The sequence below is a fragment of the Altererythrobacter sp. CAU 1644 genome, from assembly GCF_029623755.1.
Lineage (GTDB): Bacteria > Pseudomonadota > Alphaproteobacteria > Sphingomonadales > Sphingomonadaceae > Erythrobacter > Erythrobacter arenosus.
Genome location: NZ_CP121106.1, coordinates 1,582,997 through 1,604,394 on the forward strand (window position 1 = coordinate 1,582,997; position 21,398 = coordinate 1,604,394).

General features: G+C 63.0%; 14 protein-coding genes. 8 read left to right on the top strand and 6 right to left on the bottom strand.

Going from position 1 to position 21,398, the window contains the following annotated elements; genetic code table 11:
- Nucleotides 1-154 precede the first annotated feature (154 nt).
- From P7228_RS07835 to P7228_RS07845, 3 genes are read left to right on the top strand one after another with little or no spacing between them, the layout of a single operon-like run.
- Nucleotides 155-1,702: an acetolactate synthase large subunit gene (locus P7228_RS07835; protein WP_278017651.1), complete on the top strand. Its 1,548-nt coding sequence runs from the start codon at nucleotides 155-157 to the stop codon at nucleotides 1,700-1,702.
- 9 nt (nucleotides 1,703-1,711) lie between these two features.
- Nucleotides 1,712-2,890 carry an L-lactate dehydrogenase gene (locus tag P7228_RS07840; protein ID WP_278017652.1) on the top strand — a complete coding sequence of 393 codons (1,179 nt, stop codon included), beginning with the start codon at nucleotides 1,712-1,714 and terminating at the stop codon, nucleotides 2,888-2,890.
- On the top strand, nucleotides 2,887-4,287 hold the full coding sequence (locus P7228_RS07845) for an FAD-binding oxidoreductase (RefSeq protein ID WP_278017653.1): 1,401 nt from the start codon (nucleotides 2,887-2,889) through the stop codon (nucleotides 4,285-4,287). The genes P7228_RS07840 and P7228_RS07845 overlap by 4 nt, the downstream gene beginning before the upstream one ends.
- An 85-nt stretch (nucleotides 4,288-4,372) precedes the next feature.
- On the opposite strand, the gene P7228_RS07850 is transcribed toward P7228_RS07845, so the two are convergent.
- The 5 genes from P7228_RS07850 to P7228_RS07870 all read right to left on the bottom strand — a co-directional run bounded on the left by P7228_RS07850 (nucleotide 4,373) and on the right by P7228_RS07870 (nucleotide 10,484).
- Nucleotides 4,373-5,737 carry a GntP family permease gene (locus P7228_RS07850; protein ID WP_278017654.1) on the bottom strand — a complete coding sequence of 455 codons (1,365 nt, stop codon included), beginning with the start codon at nucleotides 5,735-5,737 and terminating at the stop codon, nucleotides 4,373-4,375.
- A complete protein-coding gene (locus tag P7228_RS07855) occupies nucleotides 5,734-6,666 on the bottom strand; it encodes an NAD(P)-dependent oxidoreductase (protein WP_278017655.1) in 933 nt (310 codons plus the stop codon). Before P7228_RS07855 ends, P7228_RS07850 begins: the two co-directional genes overlap by 4 nt.
- Before the next feature lie 21 nt (nucleotides 6,667-6,687).
- On the bottom strand, nucleotides 6,688-8,538 hold the full coding sequence (gene ilvD, locus P7228_RS07860; RefSeq protein ID WP_278017656.1) for a dihydroxy-acid dehydratase: 1,851 nt from the start codon (nucleotides 8,536-8,538) through the stop codon (nucleotides 6,688-6,690).
- A 117-nt stretch (nucleotides 8,539-8,655) separates the two neighbouring features.
- Nucleotides 8,656-9,852, bottom strand: coding sequence for an NnrS family protein (locus tag P7228_RS07865; RefSeq protein ID WP_278017657.1), 1,197 nt, complete (start codon nucleotides 9,850-9,852; stop codon nucleotides 8,656-8,658).
- Between the two features lie 8 nt (nucleotides 9,853-9,860).
- Nucleotides 9,861-10,484, bottom strand: coding sequence for a carbonic anhydrase (locus tag P7228_RS07870; protein WP_278017658.1), 624 nt, complete (start codon nucleotides 10,482-10,484; stop codon nucleotides 9,861-9,863).
- 82 nt (nucleotides 10,485-10,566) lie between these two features.
- On the opposite strand from P7228_RS07870, the gene P7228_RS07875 reads away from it, so the two are divergent.
- Nucleotides 10,567-11,781, top strand: a complete 1,215-nt coding sequence (locus tag P7228_RS07875; RefSeq protein WP_278017659.1) for a porin — start codon at nucleotides 10,567-10,569, stop codon at nucleotides 11,779-11,781.
- Nucleotides 11,782-11,785: 4 nt separating this feature from the next.
- Here P7228_RS07875 and P7228_RS07880 read toward each other — a convergent pair whose 3' ends face one another.
- Nucleotides 11,786-12,472 carry a helix-turn-helix domain-containing protein gene (locus P7228_RS07880; RefSeq protein WP_278017660.1) on the bottom strand — a complete coding sequence of 229 codons (687 nt, stop codon included), beginning with the start codon at nucleotides 12,470-12,472 and terminating at the stop codon, nucleotides 11,786-11,788.
- A gap of 216 nt (nucleotides 12,473-12,688) precedes the next feature.
- Here P7228_RS07880 and P7228_RS07885 point away from each other — a divergent pair, with 216 nt between their 5' ends.
- Genes P7228_RS07885 through narJ form a run of 4 tightly spaced genes read left to right on the top strand, consistent with a single transcriptional unit; the run spans nucleotide 12,689 to nucleotide 21,396 of the window.
- Nucleotides 12,689-15,430 (top strand): nitrate/nitrite transporter, encoded by a 2,742-nt coding sequence (locus tag P7228_RS07885; RefSeq protein ID WP_278017661.1) that lies wholly within the window; start codon nucleotides 12,689-12,691, stop codon nucleotides 15,428-15,430.
- A 1-nt stretch (nucleotide 15,431) separates the two neighbouring features.
- Nucleotides 15,432-19,169, top strand: coding sequence for a nitrate reductase subunit alpha (locus P7228_RS07890; RefSeq protein WP_278017662.1), 3,738 nt, complete (start codon nucleotides 15,432-15,434; stop codon nucleotides 19,167-19,169).
- Nucleotides 19,166-20,692, top strand: a complete 1,527-nt coding sequence (gene narH / locus P7228_RS07895; RefSeq protein ID WP_278017663.1) for a nitrate reductase subunit beta — start codon at nucleotides 19,166-19,168, stop codon at nucleotides 20,690-20,692. Before P7228_RS07890 ends, narH begins: the two co-directional genes overlap by 4 nt.
- On the top strand, nucleotides 20,692-21,396 hold the full coding sequence (gene narJ / locus P7228_RS07900) for a nitrate reductase molybdenum cofactor assembly chaperone (protein WP_278017664.1): 705 nt from the start codon (nucleotides 20,692-20,694) through the stop codon (nucleotides 21,394-21,396). The genes narH and narJ overlap by 1 nt, the downstream gene beginning before the upstream one ends.
- Nucleotides 21,397-21,398: the final 2 nt, after the last annotated feature.

Genomic DNA, 21,398 nt, shown 5'->3' on the forward strand with positions numbered 1-21,398 from the left:
CGCCTAAACCATGACTAAGACGCCTGGAGCAAAATTGATCCTGCAAGACTCGCAATGTTCTGGAAGATCATTTCCTGATAGCCTTGGCTGGTAGGGAAATGCGACAATGCGGGGCGCCGGACTTCCGGTCCACGCTTGATAGATGGAGAGCAGGATGAACGGTGCGGAAGCCTTGATCGAAACACTCGCCGGTTGCGGCGTGGACGTATGCTTCGCCAATCCAGGGACCTCGGAAATGCAGTTGGTCGCCGCGATCGATCAACAGCACGGCATGCGCGCCATACTGGGGTTGTTCGAGGGTGTGGTGACAGGGGCTGCAGACGGTTACGGCCGGATGGCGGACAAGCCTGCGGCCACCTTGCTGCACCTCGGTCCAGGATTGGCAAACGGTCTGGCCAATCTGCACAATGCCAAGCGTGCCGGATCGCCGATCATCAACATAGTCGGCGATCATGCAACCTACCATCTGCAATATAACTCGCCGCTCACCAGCGACCTCGAGGGCGTCGCCAGGCCGATGTCGCACTGGCTCAAGGTTTCTCGTTCCGAGCGCGATCTCGCCCAGGTGGGGGCGGAGGCCTGGAGCGTCGCCAGTAGCTACCCCGGCAAGATCGCGACCGTAGTGACACCCGCTAATCACGCGTGGAATGAAGGCAGCGCCCCGGTTGCCGTAGCTGCCATCCTCGCGCCTGCCAATGTGCCTGAGGGCGCGATCAAGGACGCGGCCGAAGCATTGGGCGCAGCGGACGGTTCGAAGGCGATTTTCCTAGGTGGCCGGGCCTTGCGCGAAGGCGCGCTAACGCAGGCAGGTCGCATCGCCGCCGCAACGGGCGCGCGTCTGATTTGCGAAACTTTTCCTACCCGCTTGGAGCGTGGTGCCGGTCGCGTCGCGGTCGAACGCCTGCCGTATTTCGGTGAGCAGGGCGAGGAATACCTCAAGGATTTCAAGACTATCGTTTTCTGCGGCAGCGAGCCACCGGTCTCGTTCTTCGCCTATCCGGGCAAGCCCAGTTGGCTTTCACCCGAGGGCGCTCGGCTGGTCCGGCTTGCTTCGATGGAAGAGGAAGCCGAGGATGCGCTGACGCGCCTGGCAGATGAACTGGGCGCCCCGGCAGAGCCTGCTCTGGTCCAAGAAGCGACACGACCGGCGGAGGTCGAAGGCAAGCTCGACCCGACAAAGCTCGGGGCGGTCATTGGTGCGATGATGCCCGAGAATGCGATCGTCTCCGACGAAGCGGCAACGGGCGGGCTGATGATCTTTCCTGCGACAGCCGGTGCACCGATGCACGATTGGATGACGCTCACGGGCGGTGCAATCGGCCAGGGTCTGCCACTTGCAACTGGTGCCGCTGTTGCCTGTCCGGACCGCAAGGTGCTGGCGCTGCAGGCTGACGGAAGCGGGATGTATACTCTCCAGGCGCTGTGGACGATGGCGCGCGAGAATCTGGATGTGACCACCATCATCCTCAACAATGGCAGCTATGCGATCCTCAATATCGAGCTGATGCGCGTGGGCGTCCAAAACCCGGGCCCGAAGGCTCTCTCCATGCTCGACCTGAGAAATCCCGCCCTTGACTGGGTCGCGCTGAGCGAAGGCATGGGCGTACCTGCGAAAAAGGCCGAAACAGTCGCGGAATTGCACGAGGCACTCGCTGAAGCCCTGGCCCACAAGGGGCCGCGCCTGATCGAAGCCATCCTCTAGTCACACACCATGCCAACGCTCGATCTTGTTCCCGCCAGCGTCGAGGATTTTCGACGCAGGGCCGAGAAGCGCCTGCCGCGCTCGTTGTTTGACTATGTCGATGGCGGAGCCGGAGCGGAAGTCACCTTGCGCGACAATGTCGAGGATTTCGAGAAGCTGCGGCTGCGCCAGCGAGTCATGCGCGACATCTCGGATACGAGCACGAAAATCGAACTGCTCGGCGAGGAATTGGCTTTGCCGGTCATACTCGCGCCGGTCGGCATGGCGGGGATGATGGCGCGACGCGCCGAAGTGCAGGCCAAGCGAGCCGCGGACGCCATGGGCATTCCCTTCACCCTCTCGACGGTCGGGATCTGTCCCATCGACGAGGTCGCGGCCGTGTCCGATAAACCGGCCTGGTATCAGCTCTACATGCTGCGCGATCGCGGCGTCGTTCAGGAAATCCTTAGGCGAGCATGGGAATACGGTGTGCGCACGCTGGTCTTCACTGTCGATCTCAGTGTGGTCGGGACCAGATACCGCGATATCCGCAACGGATTGGGCGGCGGAACGAGCACCTGGGGCAAGCTGCGCGGCGGACCGATCGAGTACTTCTCCCATCCACACTGGCTGTGGAATGTCGCTTTGCGCGGCGGGCCACTGACTTTCGGCAATATCGCCCAATACGCTCCAGCGGCGCGCGCCTTGACCGATTTCAAGGAATGGGTGGACAGCCAGTTCGACCCGTCCGTGAACTGGGGAGACATCGCCTGGCTGCGTGATCAATGGAAAGGGGAGCTGATCATCAAAGGCATTCTCGATCCGCAGGACGCGCGTGACGCCAAGCGGATTGGAGCCGATGCCCTGGTCGTTTCCAATCACGGTGGGCGCCAACTCGATGGTGTCGCATCGGGCGCTGCAATGCTTCCCCGGGTCGCGGATGCCCTGCATGACGACTTGCCCCTGATCGTCGATGGCGGTGTGCGGTCAGGTCAGGATGTGGTCAAGGCGCTTGCGTTGGGGGCGCGAGCAGTGATGATCGGCCGTCCCTGGATCTACGCTGTGGCAGCGCAGGGTGAGGCGGGGCTGCTGCGCCTGCTCACGATGTTCAAACTGGACATGAAAACAGCACTGGGATTGAGCGGATATCCGCATGCCAGCCAGGTCGATCGGGGTGCGCTGTTGCAGGATCTGGGCGAAAGGGCATGAAAGACGAACTGCTATCGCAATTTCGTGCAGTTTGCGGTGAATCCGGTGTCATTTGCGGAGAGGATCTGGCGACGCGGGCTGGCGATTGGCTCGGCCAGTCCAGTTGCGGGGCTGTCGCCATCGTGCGCCCCCGTTCGACCGATGAATTGTCGCAGGTCTTGCGCCTTTGCCATGCGAACGACCAGCCGGTGGTCGGTGCAGGTGGGCTGACCGGCCTCGTTCACGGAACCGATGCGACGGGCGAGCAGGTACAGATTTCTTTCGAACGCATGCGAAGCGTGATCACCGTCGATCCGGTGGGCCGAACAATGGCCGTCGAGGCCGGCGTGCCGCTACAACTCGCACAGGAAGAGGCACAGAAGCACGGGCTGATCTATGCGGTCGATCTCGGTGCACGGGGTTCGGCGACCATCGGGGGGACCATCTCCACCAATGCCGGCGGCAACCAGGTTATCCGTTACGGGATGACGCGCGAGAACATACTTGGCCTCGAAGCGGTTCTGGCTGACGGAACCGTGGTCTCGTCCATGAATACGCTGCTGAAGAACAATGCCGCATACGATCTCAAGCAACTGTTTATCGGAACTGAGGGAACGCTTGGATTGGTGACGAAGGCCGTGCTTCGCCTGCATCCCAAACCGTTGACCACTTCGACCGCGCTCCTTGGCGTAGAATCGTTTGAAGACGTGATGACACTGTTCGGTAAGGTTTCGGGCAAGCTCGGGCCGATGTTGACGAGCTTCGAGGTGATGTGGAGGTCGCATTACCGCACAGTCGCCGTCGAGAGCGGGCGGCACTCGCCGCCTCTGTCGGGTGACTACGGATTCTACGTCGTTGTCGAAGCATCGGGTATGGACCCCGAGCGCGACTGGGAGTTCTTCACCGAGTTGATCGCAGCGTTGCTGGAGGAAGAGCTGGTCGCCGATGCCGTCATTGCGTCCTCCGATACCCAGCGCAAGGCCATCTGGAACATTCGCGAAGACGTCGAGGGTCTGTTGCATGTTGTGTCACCGGTCGCGATCTTCGATGTCAGTCTCCCGATCGCGGCAATGGACCGATACATCGGCGACCTCGAAGCGGCAGTAGCGGGAGAGTGGGGCGATGAGGCCCGGGTCGTTACCTTCGGGCATCTCGGCGATAGCAATCTGCACATTGGTGTAGCCCCGCGACCGTGGAGCGAGGAAGCTCGGCATCGCGTCGAAGAACTGGTCTATTCGCCGCTTGCCGAATTCGGCGGATCAATATCGGCCGAGCATGGGATCGGCCTCGAGAAGCGCGATTGGTTGCATGTCACCCGCAACCCCCAAGAGATCGAGTTGATGCGCCTGCTCAAAGCGACGCTCGATCCCAAGGGCCTGCTCAACCCAGGCAAGGTTCTTGCCAAGCGGTCTGACTAATGGCGCCTATCCACCATGTCGTGTCTAATGGCAGCGACCGCGGTGGTTTTATCGAACTCGATTTCTCCTGCGACCCCCTGCAACCTCAGGTGAGCGATGCAATGGCGATGCAGCACAGGGTCGCGATCACCGGGATGACCACCGTCACCACCGCGACATCGCGATAGGCGTTCTGGTGCGTCAAACGGGTGATTGCGAGCATTGCGATGATCGCTCCGCAGTGCGGCAATGAATCGAAGCCGCCGCTTGCCATAACCGCGAGACGATGCAGCTCTTCTGGTGCAATGCCCATGGCGAGGTAGCTCGGCGCGAGCGTTTCCATGAAGATTTGAAGCCCGCCGGATGCTGATCCGGTGATGCCGGAAACCGTGCTGACCGCGCCGAACATCGACAGCAGCGGATAGCTGTCGAAGGACATGAGCGCTGAAGCAAAGCTGCCGAAGCCCGCGGTCTGGACAACCACCCCGCCAAAGCCGATCACCACCGAAGTTGCGAAAAGAGGCACGACTGCGTCCTGCATTCCTTCTCCTGCCACGGCGAGCGGCCGCGTGCGCACCGCATGAAACAGCACCAGACCAAGCAGGCTGCCGATGAAGAGGGCCAGGGATGGCCACAAGACGGGCTGCGCTTTGGCGAAGGTGGCGAGCGTCGCGGGCATGGCATCGCCGAGCACGCTCGGTGAGACGATGATCGCGATCACGACGACGAGCGGCAAGATCGACGGGATCAGCGCGGGCAACACCTCCTTCAGTGGCTTGCCATCGGCATCGACCAGCGCGCCGATCGGATCGCCCGGTGCTGGATCAAACCCTTCGCCTGCCACCTTCGCCTTGCGGCGCTGCCATTCGAGATAGGTCATGCCCAAACCGAACATGATCGCGCCCCCCACAAAGCCGAGCAGCGGTGCGGCATATAGATCGGTGCCAAGCGACAACGTTGGAATTATGTTCTGGATCGACGGAGTTCCTGGCAGCGCGGTCAAGGTGAACGTGCCGCCGCCCAGTGCCAGCGCCGCACAGAACAGGCGCTTGGGAATGTCGGCTTCGCGGAGCAGGCGCAAGCCAAGTGGGTACATAGCGAAGATCACCACGAAGACTACCACTCCACCATAGGTGAGCATGGCGCAGGCCAACACCGTGATCCAGAGCGCGCGCTCGGCCCCCAGCTTGCGAACAAGCGCCAAGGCGATGCTAGCTGCTGCGCCGCTATCGCCCATAACCCGGCCAAACATCGCTCCAGCCACAAAGAGCAGGAAGAAACGCCCCGCGAAGGTAAAGGCACCGAGCTTGCCGAAAAGATAGCTCTGGTCGAGCGTCTCCCCCAAGGGGAGCGCACTGGTAACGATCACGATCAGCGAGCACAGCAACGAAGCGAGAATGATGTTCACCCCCCGCAGCGCGAGGGTGATCAGCAGCGCGAGGCTGGCTAGTAGGCCGAGCGCCGAGATCACGAGAAGGCTCGCGGCTGGAGGACTGGATCAATCACCGTTCCTTCGGCAAGGAAGCTGGCGATATTTCCAAGTCCGCGCTGGATGATATCGCTGCGGCAATGCGCGGTTGCGCTGCCGATATGCGGGGTAAGCACAACCTGTTCCATTTCGAGCAGTTCCCTCTGTACTCTCGGCTCGCCATCGAAAACGTCGAGTCCGGCGGCGGCTATTTGCCGCGACCGGAGGGCCGCAATGAGAGCCTCCTCATCGACCAATTCGCCCCGGGCCGTGTTGACCAAGATCGCGCCATGCTTACAGGACGAAAGAGCTCTGGCATCGATCAGGTGGCGTGTCTCGGGAGTCAATGGGGCATTGATCGAGACGATGTCGCATTCGGGGAGCATCGCAAGCAGGTCGGCTCGATACATAGCTCCCAAGTCCTTGGCGGCTTCCGGTATCTCGCTGCGACTGTGATAGAGAATTGTCATGCCAAAGCCGGTGGCTCGGCGCGCTATCGCTTGGCCGATTGCGCCAAATCCTACGATCCCAAGCGTAGCGCCGTGAACGCGCGTTCCGAGCGGAGGCAGTGGGACACTGCCCCAGTCACCTCGGCGCAGGAAACGCTCGCCTTCGCCCACTCGCCGGGCCGCAGCAAGAATCAATGCAAACGCGAGATCCGCGGTATCTTGTGTAACGACCGGCGTGTTCGAGACGAGCAGATCACGGCGTGCGGCAGCGGCAAGATCAATGTTGTCATAGCCGACACCGAGATTGGCGATGAGGCCGATCGTCTCCGGAAAGGCGCCGATCACTTTCTCGTCGACCGGATCGACGGCAGTTGCCAGATAGACTACGGCATCAGGAGGGATCGCCAGGGCATTCTGTGCATGCACAAAGCGAAGGTGCTGCCCGGCCAGGTTCATCTCTGTCAGCGGCAGTGGCTGGCTCATGGCGATGGTCGCTTGCACGGCTCAGGCACCTTCCGGGGGCAGTCGCACTCCGCCGCGATCGGCACTGGTTGCGAAATGGGCATAGATCCTGAGCGCGTTCGAGACTTGGCGATTGCGCATGCCTTTTGGCATCCAGCCCTTGGCGTGCGCATCCTCTTCCGCCTTGCGCCGCGCCAGTTCCTCATCATCGACCAGCAGGTTGATGCTGCGATTGGGGATGTCGATTTCAATCTGGTCGCCCTCTTCGACAAGGGCAATTTCGCCTCCAGCCGCCGCTTCGGGCGAAATATGCCCGATTGACAGGCCCGAGGTTGCGCCAGAATAGCGTCCATCGGTGATAAGCGCACAGCTTTCAGCCAGACCCATGCCCTTGAGGATCGTGGTCGGCATCAGCATTTCCTGCATGCCTGGACCACCCTTTGGCCCCTCGTAGCGGATCACGACAACGTCCCCGGGTGCGATTACATCGCCCCTACCGATGGCAGCAACGGCGGGGTCCTGCGCATCGAACACACGAGCGCGCCCGACGAACTTGAGCATGTGAGGTTTGACCGATCCGGTTTTCACGACGCAGCCGTCGCGGGCGATGTTGCCATATAGGATGGCGAGACCACCTTCCTGACAGTGTGCGTGGTCGACATCGCGCAGACAACCGCTCTCGCGGTCGAGATCTAATTCACCGCGGGTTTCGTGCGACAGAGCTTGAGCCCCAGTCACACCCGAAGCGTCAGCGGAATACCACTGGATTACGGCCTCGTCCTTGGTCAGCTTGACGTCCCATTTCTTCAGCACATCGCCGAGCGAGCCGCCAGGTTCGGCGAGGTGTCGCGCCGAAGTGTCGATCTTGCCCGCCCGCTCGAGCTCGCCTATAATCGCCAGCACGCCGCCGGCTTTATGCACGTCTTCCATGAAGTAGTCGGCAGTAGCCGGCGCGACCTTGCACAGAAACGGCACTTCGCGCGACAAGCTGTCGATATCTGCCATCAAGAAATCGACGCCGCCTTCCTCGGCAATTGCCAGCAGATGCAGGATGGTGTTGGTTGATCCGCCCATTGCGATATCCATTGCCATCGCGTTGAGGAACGACTTGCGAGTTGCGACTGAGCGAGGAAGCACGTTCTCGTCGCCCTGCTCGTAATATCGCTTGGTGATGTCCACTACCGTGCGCCCAGCCAATTCGTAGAGGCGTCCTCGATCCGCGTGGGTCGCGACCAACGAACCGTTGCCCGGTAGAGCCAGCCCCAGCGCTTCCGCCAGGCAATTCATCGAATTTGCGGTGAACATGCCAGAGCACGAACCGCAGGTGGGGCAGGCATTCTCCTCCACCTCTTGCACCTTCCCGCCCAGATGCTCGGGGTTGAGCGACGAAATCACGGTGTCGGTCGCGTCCATGCGGTGCGTCGCGCCATTCACCTCGATCCTGCCAGCTTCCATAGGTCCGCCGGAGACATAGATCGTCGGCAGGTTCAGGCGCATCCCTGCCATGAGCATGCCGGGCGTTATCTTGTCGCAATTGGAGATACAGATCAGCGCATCGGCGCAATGGCCGTTGACCATGTATTCGATCGAATCCGCAATCAGGTCGCGGCTAGGTAGCGAATAGAGCATGCCGTCATGCCCCATCGCAATACCGTCATCGATCGCTATCGTGTTGAACTCGCGAGGGATGCCGCCGGCCTCCCAGATCGCATCGCAGACAATGCGCCCGATACCGTTGAGATGGACATGCCCAGGCACGAATTCGGTAAAGCTGTTGGCGACCGCGATTATGGGCTTGCCGAAATCGCTGCCCTTTACGCCACCGGCGCGAAACAGCGCCCGCGCGCCCGCTGCCAATTGCCCGGTAGTGACTTTGTTCGATCTGAGTGCCATGCGATGCTTCCTCGACGGATTGAGGTCGCTTCCTAAGCAGTCTTCATCAACGGGATTTGACTTTGCATCCCAATTTTATGTCATGAAAGATCAAGGGTGGCAGGGGTTGCGAGGCCTCTAATCCAGCCGCGGCGTCAGCAGTTTCGGTCCGTAAGCGATCAGGAACAGCACAAAGGCGGCGATCCAGGACGCCGCGGCGACCTCTAACAGCGCCCGATGGAAATCCGCGACCAGCGACGCGCATACGCGGGCAAGGACCGCCAGCTGGATCGCAGCATAGCACGCCTTGGTGGGCCAATCCGCTTCCAATGCTCGTCCCGTGTGGCCGAGCGTCGCCCGTGACATGACAGCCAAGATCATGGTCGCCATCGCCCCGACGGTGAGCGCATGAATTCCGGCGCTCGGCGGAATGGGAAGCCCCAGCCCGACTGCCGCGAGGAGGAGCAGGCCGATCGGGATCCAGGCGTAGGCCACATGGAGGATGATGACGATCGGCGAGAACGTGGTGCGCCAGCCCCGCCAGCGCCATAGCCGCACGAACTGGAGCAGCCCGGAAATCGCGAGGAGCGCCGATGGTAACTTCCCATAGCCGGCGATAATCCAGGCGAGAAGCGCAGCAGCGGTCGCGATGATGACCGCAATATCGAACTTGCCGGGTTGTGTTGGCATGGTCCCCGACAGCTTCTCTCGCTGCATCCAGTTGCGCGTGAATGAGGGCACGATCCGGCCGCCAATCAGCGAAACCAGAACCACCGCCAGCGCGATGCCGAAGCTGATGCCCAGGCCTTGATCGACTGAGCCCGCGACGCCCAAGTAATCGAGGGCGTTGGCGACGCCGAAGAGACCGATGACTGCAGCCACCGGCACATTGCGGTTCTTGGCCTGAAGGATCTCGCGAAGGATCAGGAGCGCCAGCCCGATGTAGAAGCCGGCGTCGACCAGCACCAACAGGAACAGCGGCAGGGCCGGGAGCGCGAAAGGCAGTAGCCGCGCGGTCAGCCACCACGAGGCAAGTGCCGCGAGCGGCCACCCGGCAATCGGGAGTCGGCCAGTCCAGTTGGGAACCGCGGTGAGCGCAAAGCCGGCAATGGCCGCGCCCACGAAACCGAACAACATCTCGTGGCGATGCCACGCGAGAGGATCGAGCGCTCCGATGCGCATCGCGCCTGTCTCGAGCGACCAGAACCTGATCGCTATCGCGACGACCGCCCAGATCCCTGCGCCAAGGAAGAAGGGGCGGAAACCGCCTCGCAGGATCGGCGGAGCCTCGGCCATGCGGCGGCGGCGGAGTTCCAGTCGTTCGCGGTTGTCCATCTGTTCCGTCAGTCCGCAGTGTCGAGGAAATCGACCCGGCCGCTGTCGAGATGATAGTAGGCGCCGACGACCCGAAGCCTACCTGCTTTTTGCGGTTCAAGCAGCGCGGGAGAGGCTTCCTCGCGCAGTTCACGCACCACCTTGCGTACGTTGCAAAGCGCGGCGGCGTTGACGAGATCGGGTGCCCATGGGTCGGCCTCCAGCACTGCGGGCAGTAACGACTGCAGCACCTTGCTGACATTGCCCGAGAACTGGCGCTGCTCGCGCGCCACCGCAACAGCGGCGCGCAGCGCCCCGCAGGCCTCGTGGCCCATCACCACGATCAACGGGACCTGCAGGTGCGCCACGGCGAATTCGAGACTGCCGAGCGCGCTCGAGCACAGCGTGTTGCCGGCGTTGCGCACTATGAAGAGCTCGCCGAGCCCGCGTTCGAACAGCAGCTCCGGCGGGACACGCGAATCCGAACACGACAGATAGGCGGCGAACGGGCGCTGCGCTGCCGCGAGGTGGAGACGGTGCAGTCGATCCATCGGCGGTTGATAGGGCGCATCTTCGAGGAAGCGCCGGTTGCCCTCCTTGAGGCGCTCCAGCACCTCGGCAGGCGTTAGCGGCAAGACATCGGATTCTTTCATATGAAGCGGCCATACCCTAACCGCGCTCGGCTTCTTTGACAAAAATCAATTACTGGTGCGCCTGGGTCGGTATCTGAGCGACATGAATCAAGCAACTCTTCCGCTCGCCGCGCTGATTGTTGCAGCGCTTGTCCCCTCGGTCGCGCAGGCCGAGACCGACGCAAATCCGGACATCACGCCTTACGCCGATATTCGTTACCGGCTTGAACTGGTCGATCAGGACGGCTTGCCGGAGGACGCCACCGCGTCGACCCTGCGCGTCAAGGCGGGCGTGAAGCTTGGCGAGTGGAACGGATTCAGCGCGCTGGTCGAAGGCGAAGCCATCGCCCGCCTTGGTCCAGAAGATTACAACGACACGGTCAACGGGCGGACCCAGTTTCCCGTCGTCGCGGATCCCGCCGATGTCCTGCTCAACCAGGCCTATCTTCGGTGGCGGCCCGATCCCGCGATCGAGACGACCGTGGGTCGGCAGGCCGTCAATCTCGACAACCAGCGCTGGATCGGTTCGGTCGGCTGGCGCCAGAATGACCAGACGCTCGACGCGGCCCGCCTGACGGTCAAACCGGTCAAAGGCCTTACCGCGGACTATTTCTATGCCTGGCGGGTCAACCGGATCTTCGGGCCGGATTCGCCCCAGGGCATCTGGCGCGACAACGACATTCATGGCCTCCGCGTTGGTTACGACATTGCGAATATCGGCACCCTGTCGGCCTATGGCTACTGGCTGGACATCCCTTCCGCTCCAGCCGCTAGCAGCAAGACCGTTGGGGTGCGGATGGCTGGCGCGCACTCGGTGGGGGAAGGCGGCAAGCTGCTCTACACCGCCGAATATGCGCGCCAGTCCGACCATGCCGCCAATCCGGCGGATTTCGAACTCGACTACCTGCTGCTTGAGCCGGGCTTTTCGGCCTCGGGCTTCACCGTCAAGGCGGGGCTTGAACGCCTGGAAGGCGACGGGACCACGGCCTTGCAAACCCCGCTGGCAACCCTTCATGCGTTCAACGGTTGGGCCGACAAGTTCCTGGCCACGCCTGCCAACGGATTGCGCGATCTCTACGCGGATGCGGCATACAAGTTCGGCGAGGGGTCGGCACTCAAGGGACTGACCTTGCGGGTCGCCTACCACGACTTCGATTCGACCCGTGGCGACATCTCCTATGGGAGCGAATGGAACGCGCTGGTTGCGTATCCCCTGACCAAGCAGATCAGCCTGCTCGCGAAGTTCGCCAGCTATGACGCCAAGGAACTGGCGACCGACACGCGCAAGGCGTGGTTCCAGGTGGAGGCGAAGTTCTAGCGGTTCAGACGGGTATCGGGTCGGGCCGCGCGAAGGCGCAAAGCGCTTCGCGATCGACGATCGCAATATTGCTCCCGTCGACCCGCACCCCATGCCCCGCCAGCATCGAGAAGGCGCGCGAGAGGTTCTCGGGCGTCATGCCCAGCAGCGAGGCGAGCAGGCGTTTTTCGGCGCGCAGTTGAATGACGCCGCTTGTGGCTTGCCGCGTTTCCTGTTGCAGCAGGTAGTTGCCGAGCCGTTCGGCAGACTGGCGCAGTTTCATGTCGGCCAGGGCGCGGACGAGGTCGCGATAGGCCAGCGCCAGTTCGCGCATGGTCGCCTGCATCAGCGCCGTATCTTGCCGGATCACTTCGCGGATCAGCGCTGCGGGGACGAGCAGGATACGCGATGGTTCGAGCGTGCGCGCGGTCATCAGATAGGGCAGATCGTTGACCACTGCCGCCAGGATGAAGCTGGTGACCGGCTCGACGATGCGCATCGTTGTGTCGCGTCCGCCGCTGGTGGCCGAGAGCTCGACGAGGCCATCGACCAGCACGTGGAGGAAGTCGGCGTGCTGTCCCGTCTCGAACAGCGTCAGCTGCGGCGGGAAGACCTGCAGGAAGGAGCCGGCAAAGACCCGTTCCCGCTTCGCGTCATCCATTTCGCGAAACAGGGGTAGCCGGGCAATCTCTGGCTTTTCGCCGATTCTCACGAACGCATTCACCTCCCCTCGGTATCAGCCGCTCTTAGCGCGTGAATTGATGATTATCAATTCAACCCTTGATCAAGATTGGGCAGCTATCGGACATGGATCAGGCGCCCGATCGATTGCAGCCGCCGCAGCGTGCCATTTGATCGATGTCAAAGAGAGACGGGCGGAATCCCCGGATGCCATCCCTGCCAACCTTTCAGGTTCAGGGAGCACGTCATGTCACCACGGGAAATCGCCAGCGCAGGAGAACAGAACCGCGCATTGGGGCTTAGCACTTTCGCCTTTACGATCTGCTTTGCCGTCTGGACGATCTTCGCGATCATCGGGATCGAGATCAAGGAAGAGCTGGGGCTCAGCGATACGCAATTCGGCCTGCTGGTCGGCACGCCGATCCTGACCGGGTCGCTCACGCGCCTGTTCCTCGGGGTCTGGACCGACCAATACGGCGGCCGGATAGTCTTCCCGTTGACGATGTTGGCATCGGCGGCTGCCACTTTCCTGCTGTCCTACGCATCCAGCTACTCGGTGATGTTGCTTGCCGCGCTCGGGCTGGGCGTCGCGGGCGGTACCTTCGCCGTCGGTGTGGCCTATGTTTCCAAGTGGTATCCGCAGGAGAAGCAGGGTTCCGCCCTCGGGTTCTTCGGCATGGGCAACGTCGGTGCGGCGCTGACCAAGTTCGTTGCACCCTGGGTGATGGTCGCGCTCGGCTGGCAGGCCGTCGCACAGATCTGGGCCGGGGTCGCCGCGGTCGTGGCCGTGGTGTTCTACCTGTTCGCCAAGGACGACCCGGAATTCGCCGCGCGCAAGATCAGCGGCGCCAAGCCGATGACGCTCAAGCAGCAGCTCGAACCGCTCAAGAACGAGCAGGTTTGGCGCTTCTCGCTCTATTATTTCTTCGTGTTCGGAGCCTTTGTCGCGCTCGCGCTTTGGCTGCCGAAATACATGGTCGGGCTCTACGATCTCGACGTGAAGACCGCCGGCATGCTGGCCGCGGCATTCTCGCTCTCGGCCAGTATCTTCCGCGCCTATGGCGGCATCCTGTCCGACCGCTACGGCGCGCGCAAGGTGATGTACGCCACCTTCGGCGTGTCGCTCGTGCTGCTGTTCATGTTGTCCTACCCGGCGACCGACTACGTCATTCACGGGATCGAGGGCGATATCGTCTTCTCGACCTCGATGAGCCTGGTGCCCTTCGTGATCACGATCTTCGTGCTCGGCTTCTTCATGTCGCTGGGCAAGGCCGCGGTCTACAAGCACATTCCCGTCTATTACCCCGGCCATGTCGGCTCGGTCGGCGGTCTCGTCGGCCTCGTCGGCGGGCTGGGCGGCTTCATCCTGCCGATCGTGTTCGGCGCAGTGAGCGACCTTACCGGCATCTGGACCAGCTGCTTCATGGTGCTGTTCGCGCTGGTCGCGGTCGCGCTCGGCTGGATGCACTTCGCGATCCGCCAGATGGAGCAGAAGGCCGCGGGCATCGACACCCGCTCGCTTCCCGAGTTCCCCGAGATGGCGGAGCTCCACGACGAGACCAAGGACGTGGTGGCAACCCCATCGAAGGTACTCACCGAGTGGGCGCCAGAGGATCCCGGATTCTGGGAAAGCACCGGTGAGCGCATCGCCCGGCGCAACCTCTACATCTCGATCCCCGCGCTGCTGCTCGCTTTCTGCGTGTGGATGGTGTGGTCGGTGGTGGTCGCCAAGCTGCCTTCGATCGGCTTCGACTATACGACCAACCAGCTGTTCTGGCTGGCGGCGCTGCCGGGCCTGTCGGGTGCGACGCTGCGGATATTCTACAGCTTCATGGTGCCGATCTTCGGCGGCCGGCTGTGGACCACGCTGTCGACCGCCTCGCTGCTGATCCCGGCATTCGGCATCGGCTATGCGGTCCAGAATCCCGATACGCCCTACTTCATCTTCCTAGTGCTGGCGCTGCTGTGCGGCCTTGGCGGGGGCAATTTCGCTTCCTCCATGGCGAACATCAGTTTCTTCTTCCCCAAGGCGCAGAAGGGCAACGCGCTGGCGCTCAATGCCGGTCTCGGCAACCTCGGCGTCTCGGTGATGCAGTTCGCCGTGCCGCTGGTGATCGCGGCCAGCGTATTCGGTGCGCTCGGCGGGGCGGCGCAGCAGACTGCCGAGGGCGGCCAGCTGTGGCTGCAGAACGCGGGCTTCATCTGGGTGCCGTTCATCATGGCCTCGGCCCTGCTCGCCTGGTTCGGCATGAACGACATCGCCGATGCCAAGGCCAGCTTCGCGGAACAGGCGGTGATCTTCCAGCGCAAGCACAACTGGCTGATGTGCTGGCTCTACACTGGAACCTTCGGCAGCTTCATTGGCTTCTCGGCGGGCCTGCCGCTGCTGGCCAAGCACCAGTTCCCCGACATCGACGTGCTCAAGTTCGTCTTCCTGGGGCCGCTGGTGGGCGCGCTCAGCCGGGCCGCAACCGGATGGCTGTCCGATCGTTGGGGCGGCGGCCGCGTGACCTTCTGGGTCTTCGTCGGCATGATGCTGGCGGTGGTCGGCATCGTCTACTTCATCGAAGCGGGCAATTGGTGGGGCTTCCTCGGAATGTTCATCGCCATGTTCTTCCTGACCGGCGTGGGCAATGCGTCGACCTTCCAGATGATCCCGATCATCATGCGACAGGAAGTGCCCCGGCTGATGCCGCATCTCGATGCTGCCCAGCGCACGCGCCAGGCGGAGAAGGAATCGGCGGCAATCGTCGGCTTTACCTCGGCCATCGCAGCCTACGGCGCCTTCTTCATCCCGAAGAGCTTCGGCACCTCGATCGAGGCCACCGGATCGCCGCTGACGGCCCTGTGGGGTTTCCTGATCTTCTACGGAAGCTGCGCGGCGCTGACCTGGTGGGCCTACACCCGCCGCGGCGGCCTGCTCCATGATATCGAACGCGGCAATGCGCCCGCGCCCATCTCCACCCCTCTAGCGCTGAAGGAGGCTTGAGATGAGCCAGCTTCTCGACCGTCTCACATTCTTCAAGCAGGCCAAGCAGCCGTTCTCCGAAGGCCATGGCGTCACCACCAACCAGAGCCGCGAGTGGGAAGACGGCTATCGCAAGCGCTGGCAGCACGACAAGGTGGTCCGCTCGACCCACGGCGTGAACTGCACCGGCTCGTGCTCGTGGAAGATCTACGTCAAGGGCGGGATCATCACCTGGGAAACGCAGCAGACCGACTATCCGCGCACCCGGCCCGACCTGCCCAATCACGAGCCCCGCGGCTGCCCGCGCGGCGCGAGCTACAGCTGGTACATCTATTCGGCGCAGCGGCTGAAATATCCGCTGGTGCGCTCGCGCCTGCTTAAGCTGTGGCGCGAGGCGCGGGCGGTGCGCACCCCCGTCGCGGCCTGGGCCTCGATCGTAGAGGATCCGGTCAAGCGCAAGAGCTACACCGCGATCCGCGGCCACGGCGGTTTCGTCCGCTCGACCTGGGACGAGGTGAATGAGATCATCGCCTCGGCCAATGCCTATACCGCCAAGACCTATGGCCCCGACCGGGTGATCGGCTTCAGCCCGATCCCCGCCATGTCGATGGTCAGCTACGCGGCGGGCTCGCGCTATCTCTCGCTGCTCGGCGGCACCTGCATGTCGTTCTACGACTGGTACTGCGACCTCCCGCCCTCGAGCCCGATGACCTGGGGCGAACAGACCGACGTTCCCGAAAGCGCCGACTGGTACAACTCCGGCTTCCTGATGATGTGGGGTTCGAATGTGCCGCAGACGCGGACGCCCGATGCCCACTTCATGACCGAAGCGCGCTATCGCGGGACCAAGGTCGCAGTGGTTAGCCCCGACTATGCCGAGGCGACCAAGTTCGCCGACCTGTGGCTCAACCCGAAGCAGGGGACCGACGCCGCGCTCGCCATGGCGATGGGCCATGTGATCCTGCGCGAGTTCCACCTCGACCGGCAGGCCGAGTATTTCGAGGACTACTGCCGCAAATATTCCGACTTCCCGATGCTGGTGCGGCTGGTTGCCAAGGACGGCGGCTATGTGCCTGACCGGCTGCTGCGCGCCTCCGACTTCGAAGGAGCGCTGGGCGAAGAGAACAATCCCGAATGGAAGACGGTCGCGATTGACGACACCAGCGGTGCGCCGGTTGCTCCGCTCGGCTCGGCGGGCTTTCGCTGGGGCGAGAAGGGCAAGTGGAACCTCGAGGAGAAGGACGGCAAGGGCAGCGACACCCGGCTGCGGCTGACCTCGATCATGGACGGCCAGCACGACGAGGTGGTCGAAGTCGGCTTCCCCTATTTCGGCAATCGCGAACACGACCATTTCGAGGGCACCGACCACCCCGACGTCCTCAATCGCCGCGTCCCCGCGCGCGAGGTCGAACTGGCGGATGGCAAGGCGCTGGTTGCGACCGTGTTCGACCTGTTCTGTGCCAACTACGGCCTCGATCGTGGTCTGGGCGGCGAGCATGTGGCGCGGGATTACGCCGAGAACGTCCCCTACACCCCCGCCTGGGCGGAGAAGATCACCGGCGTTCCGGCCGAGCAGATCGTCACCGTCGCGCGCGAATTCGCGGGCAATGCAGAGGCGACGAACGGCAAGTCGATGGTGATCCTCGGGGCCGGTCTCAACCACTGGTACCACATGGACATGAACTACCGCGGCATCATCAACCTCTTGGTGATGTGCGGGTGCGTGGGCCAGTCGGGCGGTGGCTGGTCGCATTATGTCGGGCAGGAGAAGCTGCGCCCGCAGACCGGTTGGCTGCCGCTCGCCTTCGCGCTCGACTGGGGCCGCCCGCCGCGCCAGATGAACTCGACCAGCTTCTTCTACGCGCACACCGACCAGTGGCGCTACGAGACGCTGGGCGTGGACGAGATCCTCTCGCCGACCGCGCCCGAGGGCGATTGGGACGCGAGCCTGATCGACTACAACGCGCGGGCGGAACGTATGGGCTGGTTGCCCAGCGCGCCGCAGCTCAAGACCAATCCGCTCGAAGTGGGGCGCAAGGCCAAGGAAGCGGGCGTCGAGGCCAAGGACTACGTCTCGGGGGCGCTGCAATCGGGCGAGCTCGAGATGTCGTGCTTCGACCCCGACGATCCGGCCAACTGGCCGCGCAACCTGTTCGTGTGGCGTTCGAACCTGCTCGGCTCCTCGGGCAAGGGACACGAGTATTTCCTCAAGCACCTGCTAGGCACGGCGCACGGCGTGCAGGGCAAGGACCTGGGCGAAATGGGTCACCAGAAGCCCAAGGAAGTCCGGTGGCACGACGATGCGCCGAAGGGGAAGCTCGACCTGCTCGTCACGCTCGACTTCCGCATGTCGACCACCTGCGTCTATTCGGACATCGTCCTGCCGACCGCGAGCTGGTACGAGAAGGACGATCTCAACACCTCCGACATGCATCCCTTCATCCACCCGCTGTCGGCGGCGGTCGACCCTGTATGGGAGTCGCGCAGCGACTGGGACATCTACAAGGGGATCGCGAAGAAGTTCTCCGAAGTCGCGCCCGAAGTGCTCGGCGTCGAGCAGGACGTGGTGCTGGTCCCGATCCAGCACGACACTGCAAACGAGATCGCCCAGCCCTTCGACGTGGCCGATTGGGGCCAGGGCCAGACCGTCCCGATCCCGGGCAAGACCATGGCCAATGTTGCCGTGGTCGAACGCGATTACCCCAATCTTTACAAGCGTTTCACCGCGCTCGGCCCGCTGATGGACAAGCTCGGCAATGGCGGCAAGGGGATCGCCTGGAACACCGAACATGAAGTCGCGAACCTGCGCGCGCTCAACGGCGTTGTGACCGAGGAAGGACCGACCAAGGGCATGGCGCAGATCGAAAGCGCGATCGATGCCTGCGAGGTGCTGCTGATGCTCGCGCCTGAGACCAATGGCGAAGTCGCGGTCAAGGCGTGGGAGGCGCTGTCGGCCAATACCGGGCGCGATCACTCGCATCTGGCGCGGCCCAAGGAAGAGGAAAAGATCCGCTTCCGCGACGTGCAGGCGCAGCCGCGCAAGATCATCTCCTCGCCCACCTGGTCGGGGCTCGAGAGCGAGCATGTCTGCTACAACGCCGGCTACACCAACGTCCACGAGCTGATCCCCTGGCGCACGCTGACCGGGCGCCAGCAGCTTTACCAGGACCACATGTGGATGCGGGCCTTCGGCGAGGCGCTGTGCGTCTATCGTCCGCCGATCGACACCAAGGCGGTCAAGCCGATGCTCGACGAGGCCAAGGATGCGCCGCATGTCGTGCTCAACTTCATCACCCCGCACCAGAAGTGGGGGATCCATTCGACCTATACCGACAATTTGCTGATGCTGACGCTGTCGCGCGGCGGGCCGATCGTGTGGATGAGCGAGACCGATGCCGCCAAGGCCGGGCTGGAGGACAACGACTGGGTCGAGGCCTTCAACGCCAATGGCGCGCTGGTCGCCCGCGTGGTCGTCTCGCAGCGCATGAAGGAAGGCACGCTCTTCATGTACCACGCACAGGAGAAGATCGTAAACGTCCCCGGCTCGCCGCTCACAGGCCAGCGCGGCGGCATCCACAACTCGGTCACCCGCGCCGTACTCAAGCCGACCCACATGATCGGCGGCTACGTCCAGCAGAGCTACGGCTTCAACTACTACGGCACGGTCGGTTCGAACCGCGACGAATACGTGATCGTCCGCAAGCTCCAGAAGGTCGACTGGCTCGAAGGGGCGCTTGCCGAAGGGGAGAATGCAGCATGAAGATCCGCGCCCAGATCGGCAAGGTGCTCAACCTCGACAAGTGCATCGGTTGCCACACCTGCTCGGTCACCTGCAAAAACGTGTGGACCAGCCGCGACGGCATGGAATACGCCTGGTTCAACAATGTCGAGACCAAGCCCGGCATCGGTTATCCCAAGGACTGGGAGAACCAGAAACGCTGGAACGGCGGGTGGGAACGCACCCCCGCCGGCTCGATCCGCCCAAAGATGGGCGGCAAGTGGCGGGTGCTGGCGAAGATTTTCGCCAACCCCGACCTGCCCGAGATCGACGACTATTACGAACCCTTCACCTTCGATTACGCGCATCTGCAGAAGGCGGGCGAGAGCAAGGCCTTCCCGACTGCGCGGCCGCGCTCGCTAATTTCGGGCGAGCGGATCGAGAAGATCAAGTGGGGGCCGAACTGGGAGGAAATTCTCGGCGGCGAATTCGCCAAGCGGTCTGAGGACTACAACTTCGAAGGGGTCCAGAAGGAGATCTACGGCCAGTTCGAAAACACCTTCATGATGTACCTGCCGCGGCTGTGCGAGCACTGCCTCAACCCGACCTGCGTCGCGGCCTGCCCCTCGGGCGCGATCTACAAGCGCGAGGAAGACGGCATCGTCCTGATCGACCAGGAATCCTGTCGCGGCTGGCGCATGTGCGTATCGGGCTGCCCCTACAAGAAGATTTATTACAACTGGAAAACCGGGAAGAGCGAGAAGTGCATCTTCTGCTACCCGCGCATCGAGGCCGGCCAGCCGACCGTGTGCTCGGAAACCTGCGTCGGGCGCATCCGCTACCTCGGCGTGATGCTCTATGATGCCGACCGGATCGAGGAAGCGGCGAGCGCGGAGAATATCGAGGACCTGTACCAGGCCCAGCTCGATATCTTCCTCGACCCCCATGATCCGGCCGTGATCGAACAGGCGCGCAAGGACGGCGTGCCCGAAGCCTGGCTCGAGGCTGCGCGCAACTCGCCGGTGTGGAAGATGGCGATGGAATGGAAGGTCGCCTTCCCGCTTCACCCTGAATACCGCACGCTGCCGATGGTCTGGTACGTGCCGCCGCTCTCGCCGATCAGCGCGGCGGCAAGCTCGGGCGACATCGCGGTCAACAACGGCATGCCCGACATCCGTTCGCTGCGGATCCCGCTCAAATACCTCGCCAACCTGCTCACCGCGGGCGACGAGGAGCCGATCGCGCAATGCCTCGAACGCATGCTCGCGATGCGCGGCTACATGCGTGCGAAGACGGTCGAGGGCGTGACCGACGCCAGCATCGCCGAGAATGTCGGCCTCACCGGCCTGCAGATCGAGGAGATGTACAAGGTCATGGCGCTTGCGGACTACGAAGACCGCTTCGTCATCCCCACCGGCCACCGCGAAGATGCTGAGGATATGTACGACGAACGCGGAGCCTGCGGCTTCTCCTTCGGCAACGGCTGTTCGGGCGGATCCAGCGACACCAACCTTTTCGGCGCGCCAGCGCGTAAGAAACTCCAGACTCCGACGGAGGTGTTCTGATGAAGAGCCTGCACCTGATCTCGCTGCTGCTGCAGTATCCGACCACCCAGCTCGTTGACGTGCTTGATGAGCTGCGCGACCGGCTGGCCGCCGATCCGGCGCTTCCGCCCGGCACCACCGAGCGACTGGCGCCGCTGATCGACCGGCTCGCGGCGAGCGATATCTACGATGCGCAGGAAGCCTATGTCGAGCTGTTCGACCGCGGCCGGGCGCACAGCCTGCACCTGTTCGAGCATGTCCACGGCGAAAGTCGCGACCGCGGGCAGGCGATGGTCGACCTGCGGCGGCGCTATCTCGAGGCCGGGCTCGATCCGGTGGCGAAGGAACTGCCCGACTACTTGCCGCTGTTCCTCGACTATTGCTCGACCTTGCCGGAGTCAGAAGCGCGCGACACGCTGGCAGAGCCCGGTCTGGTGCTGGTCGCGCTGGCTGCGCGCCTTGCCGAGAAGCAATCCGACTATGCCCCGCTCTTCGCGCTGCTGTGCGACATCGCCGGGATCGAGATGGACGCGGAAGCGGCAAGTTCGATGCCGCCGCCCGAGGATCCGGAGACGCTGGAGGAACTCGATGCGCAATGGGAGGAGAAGGAAATCCGTTTCTCCGCCGAGGCTGCGCCCGATCCCAACGCTGCGTGCCCTCAGGTGAGCGCGATGCTCGAACGGATGCGCGATCCATCCCTGGCCGCGACCGACAGGAGGAATTGAGC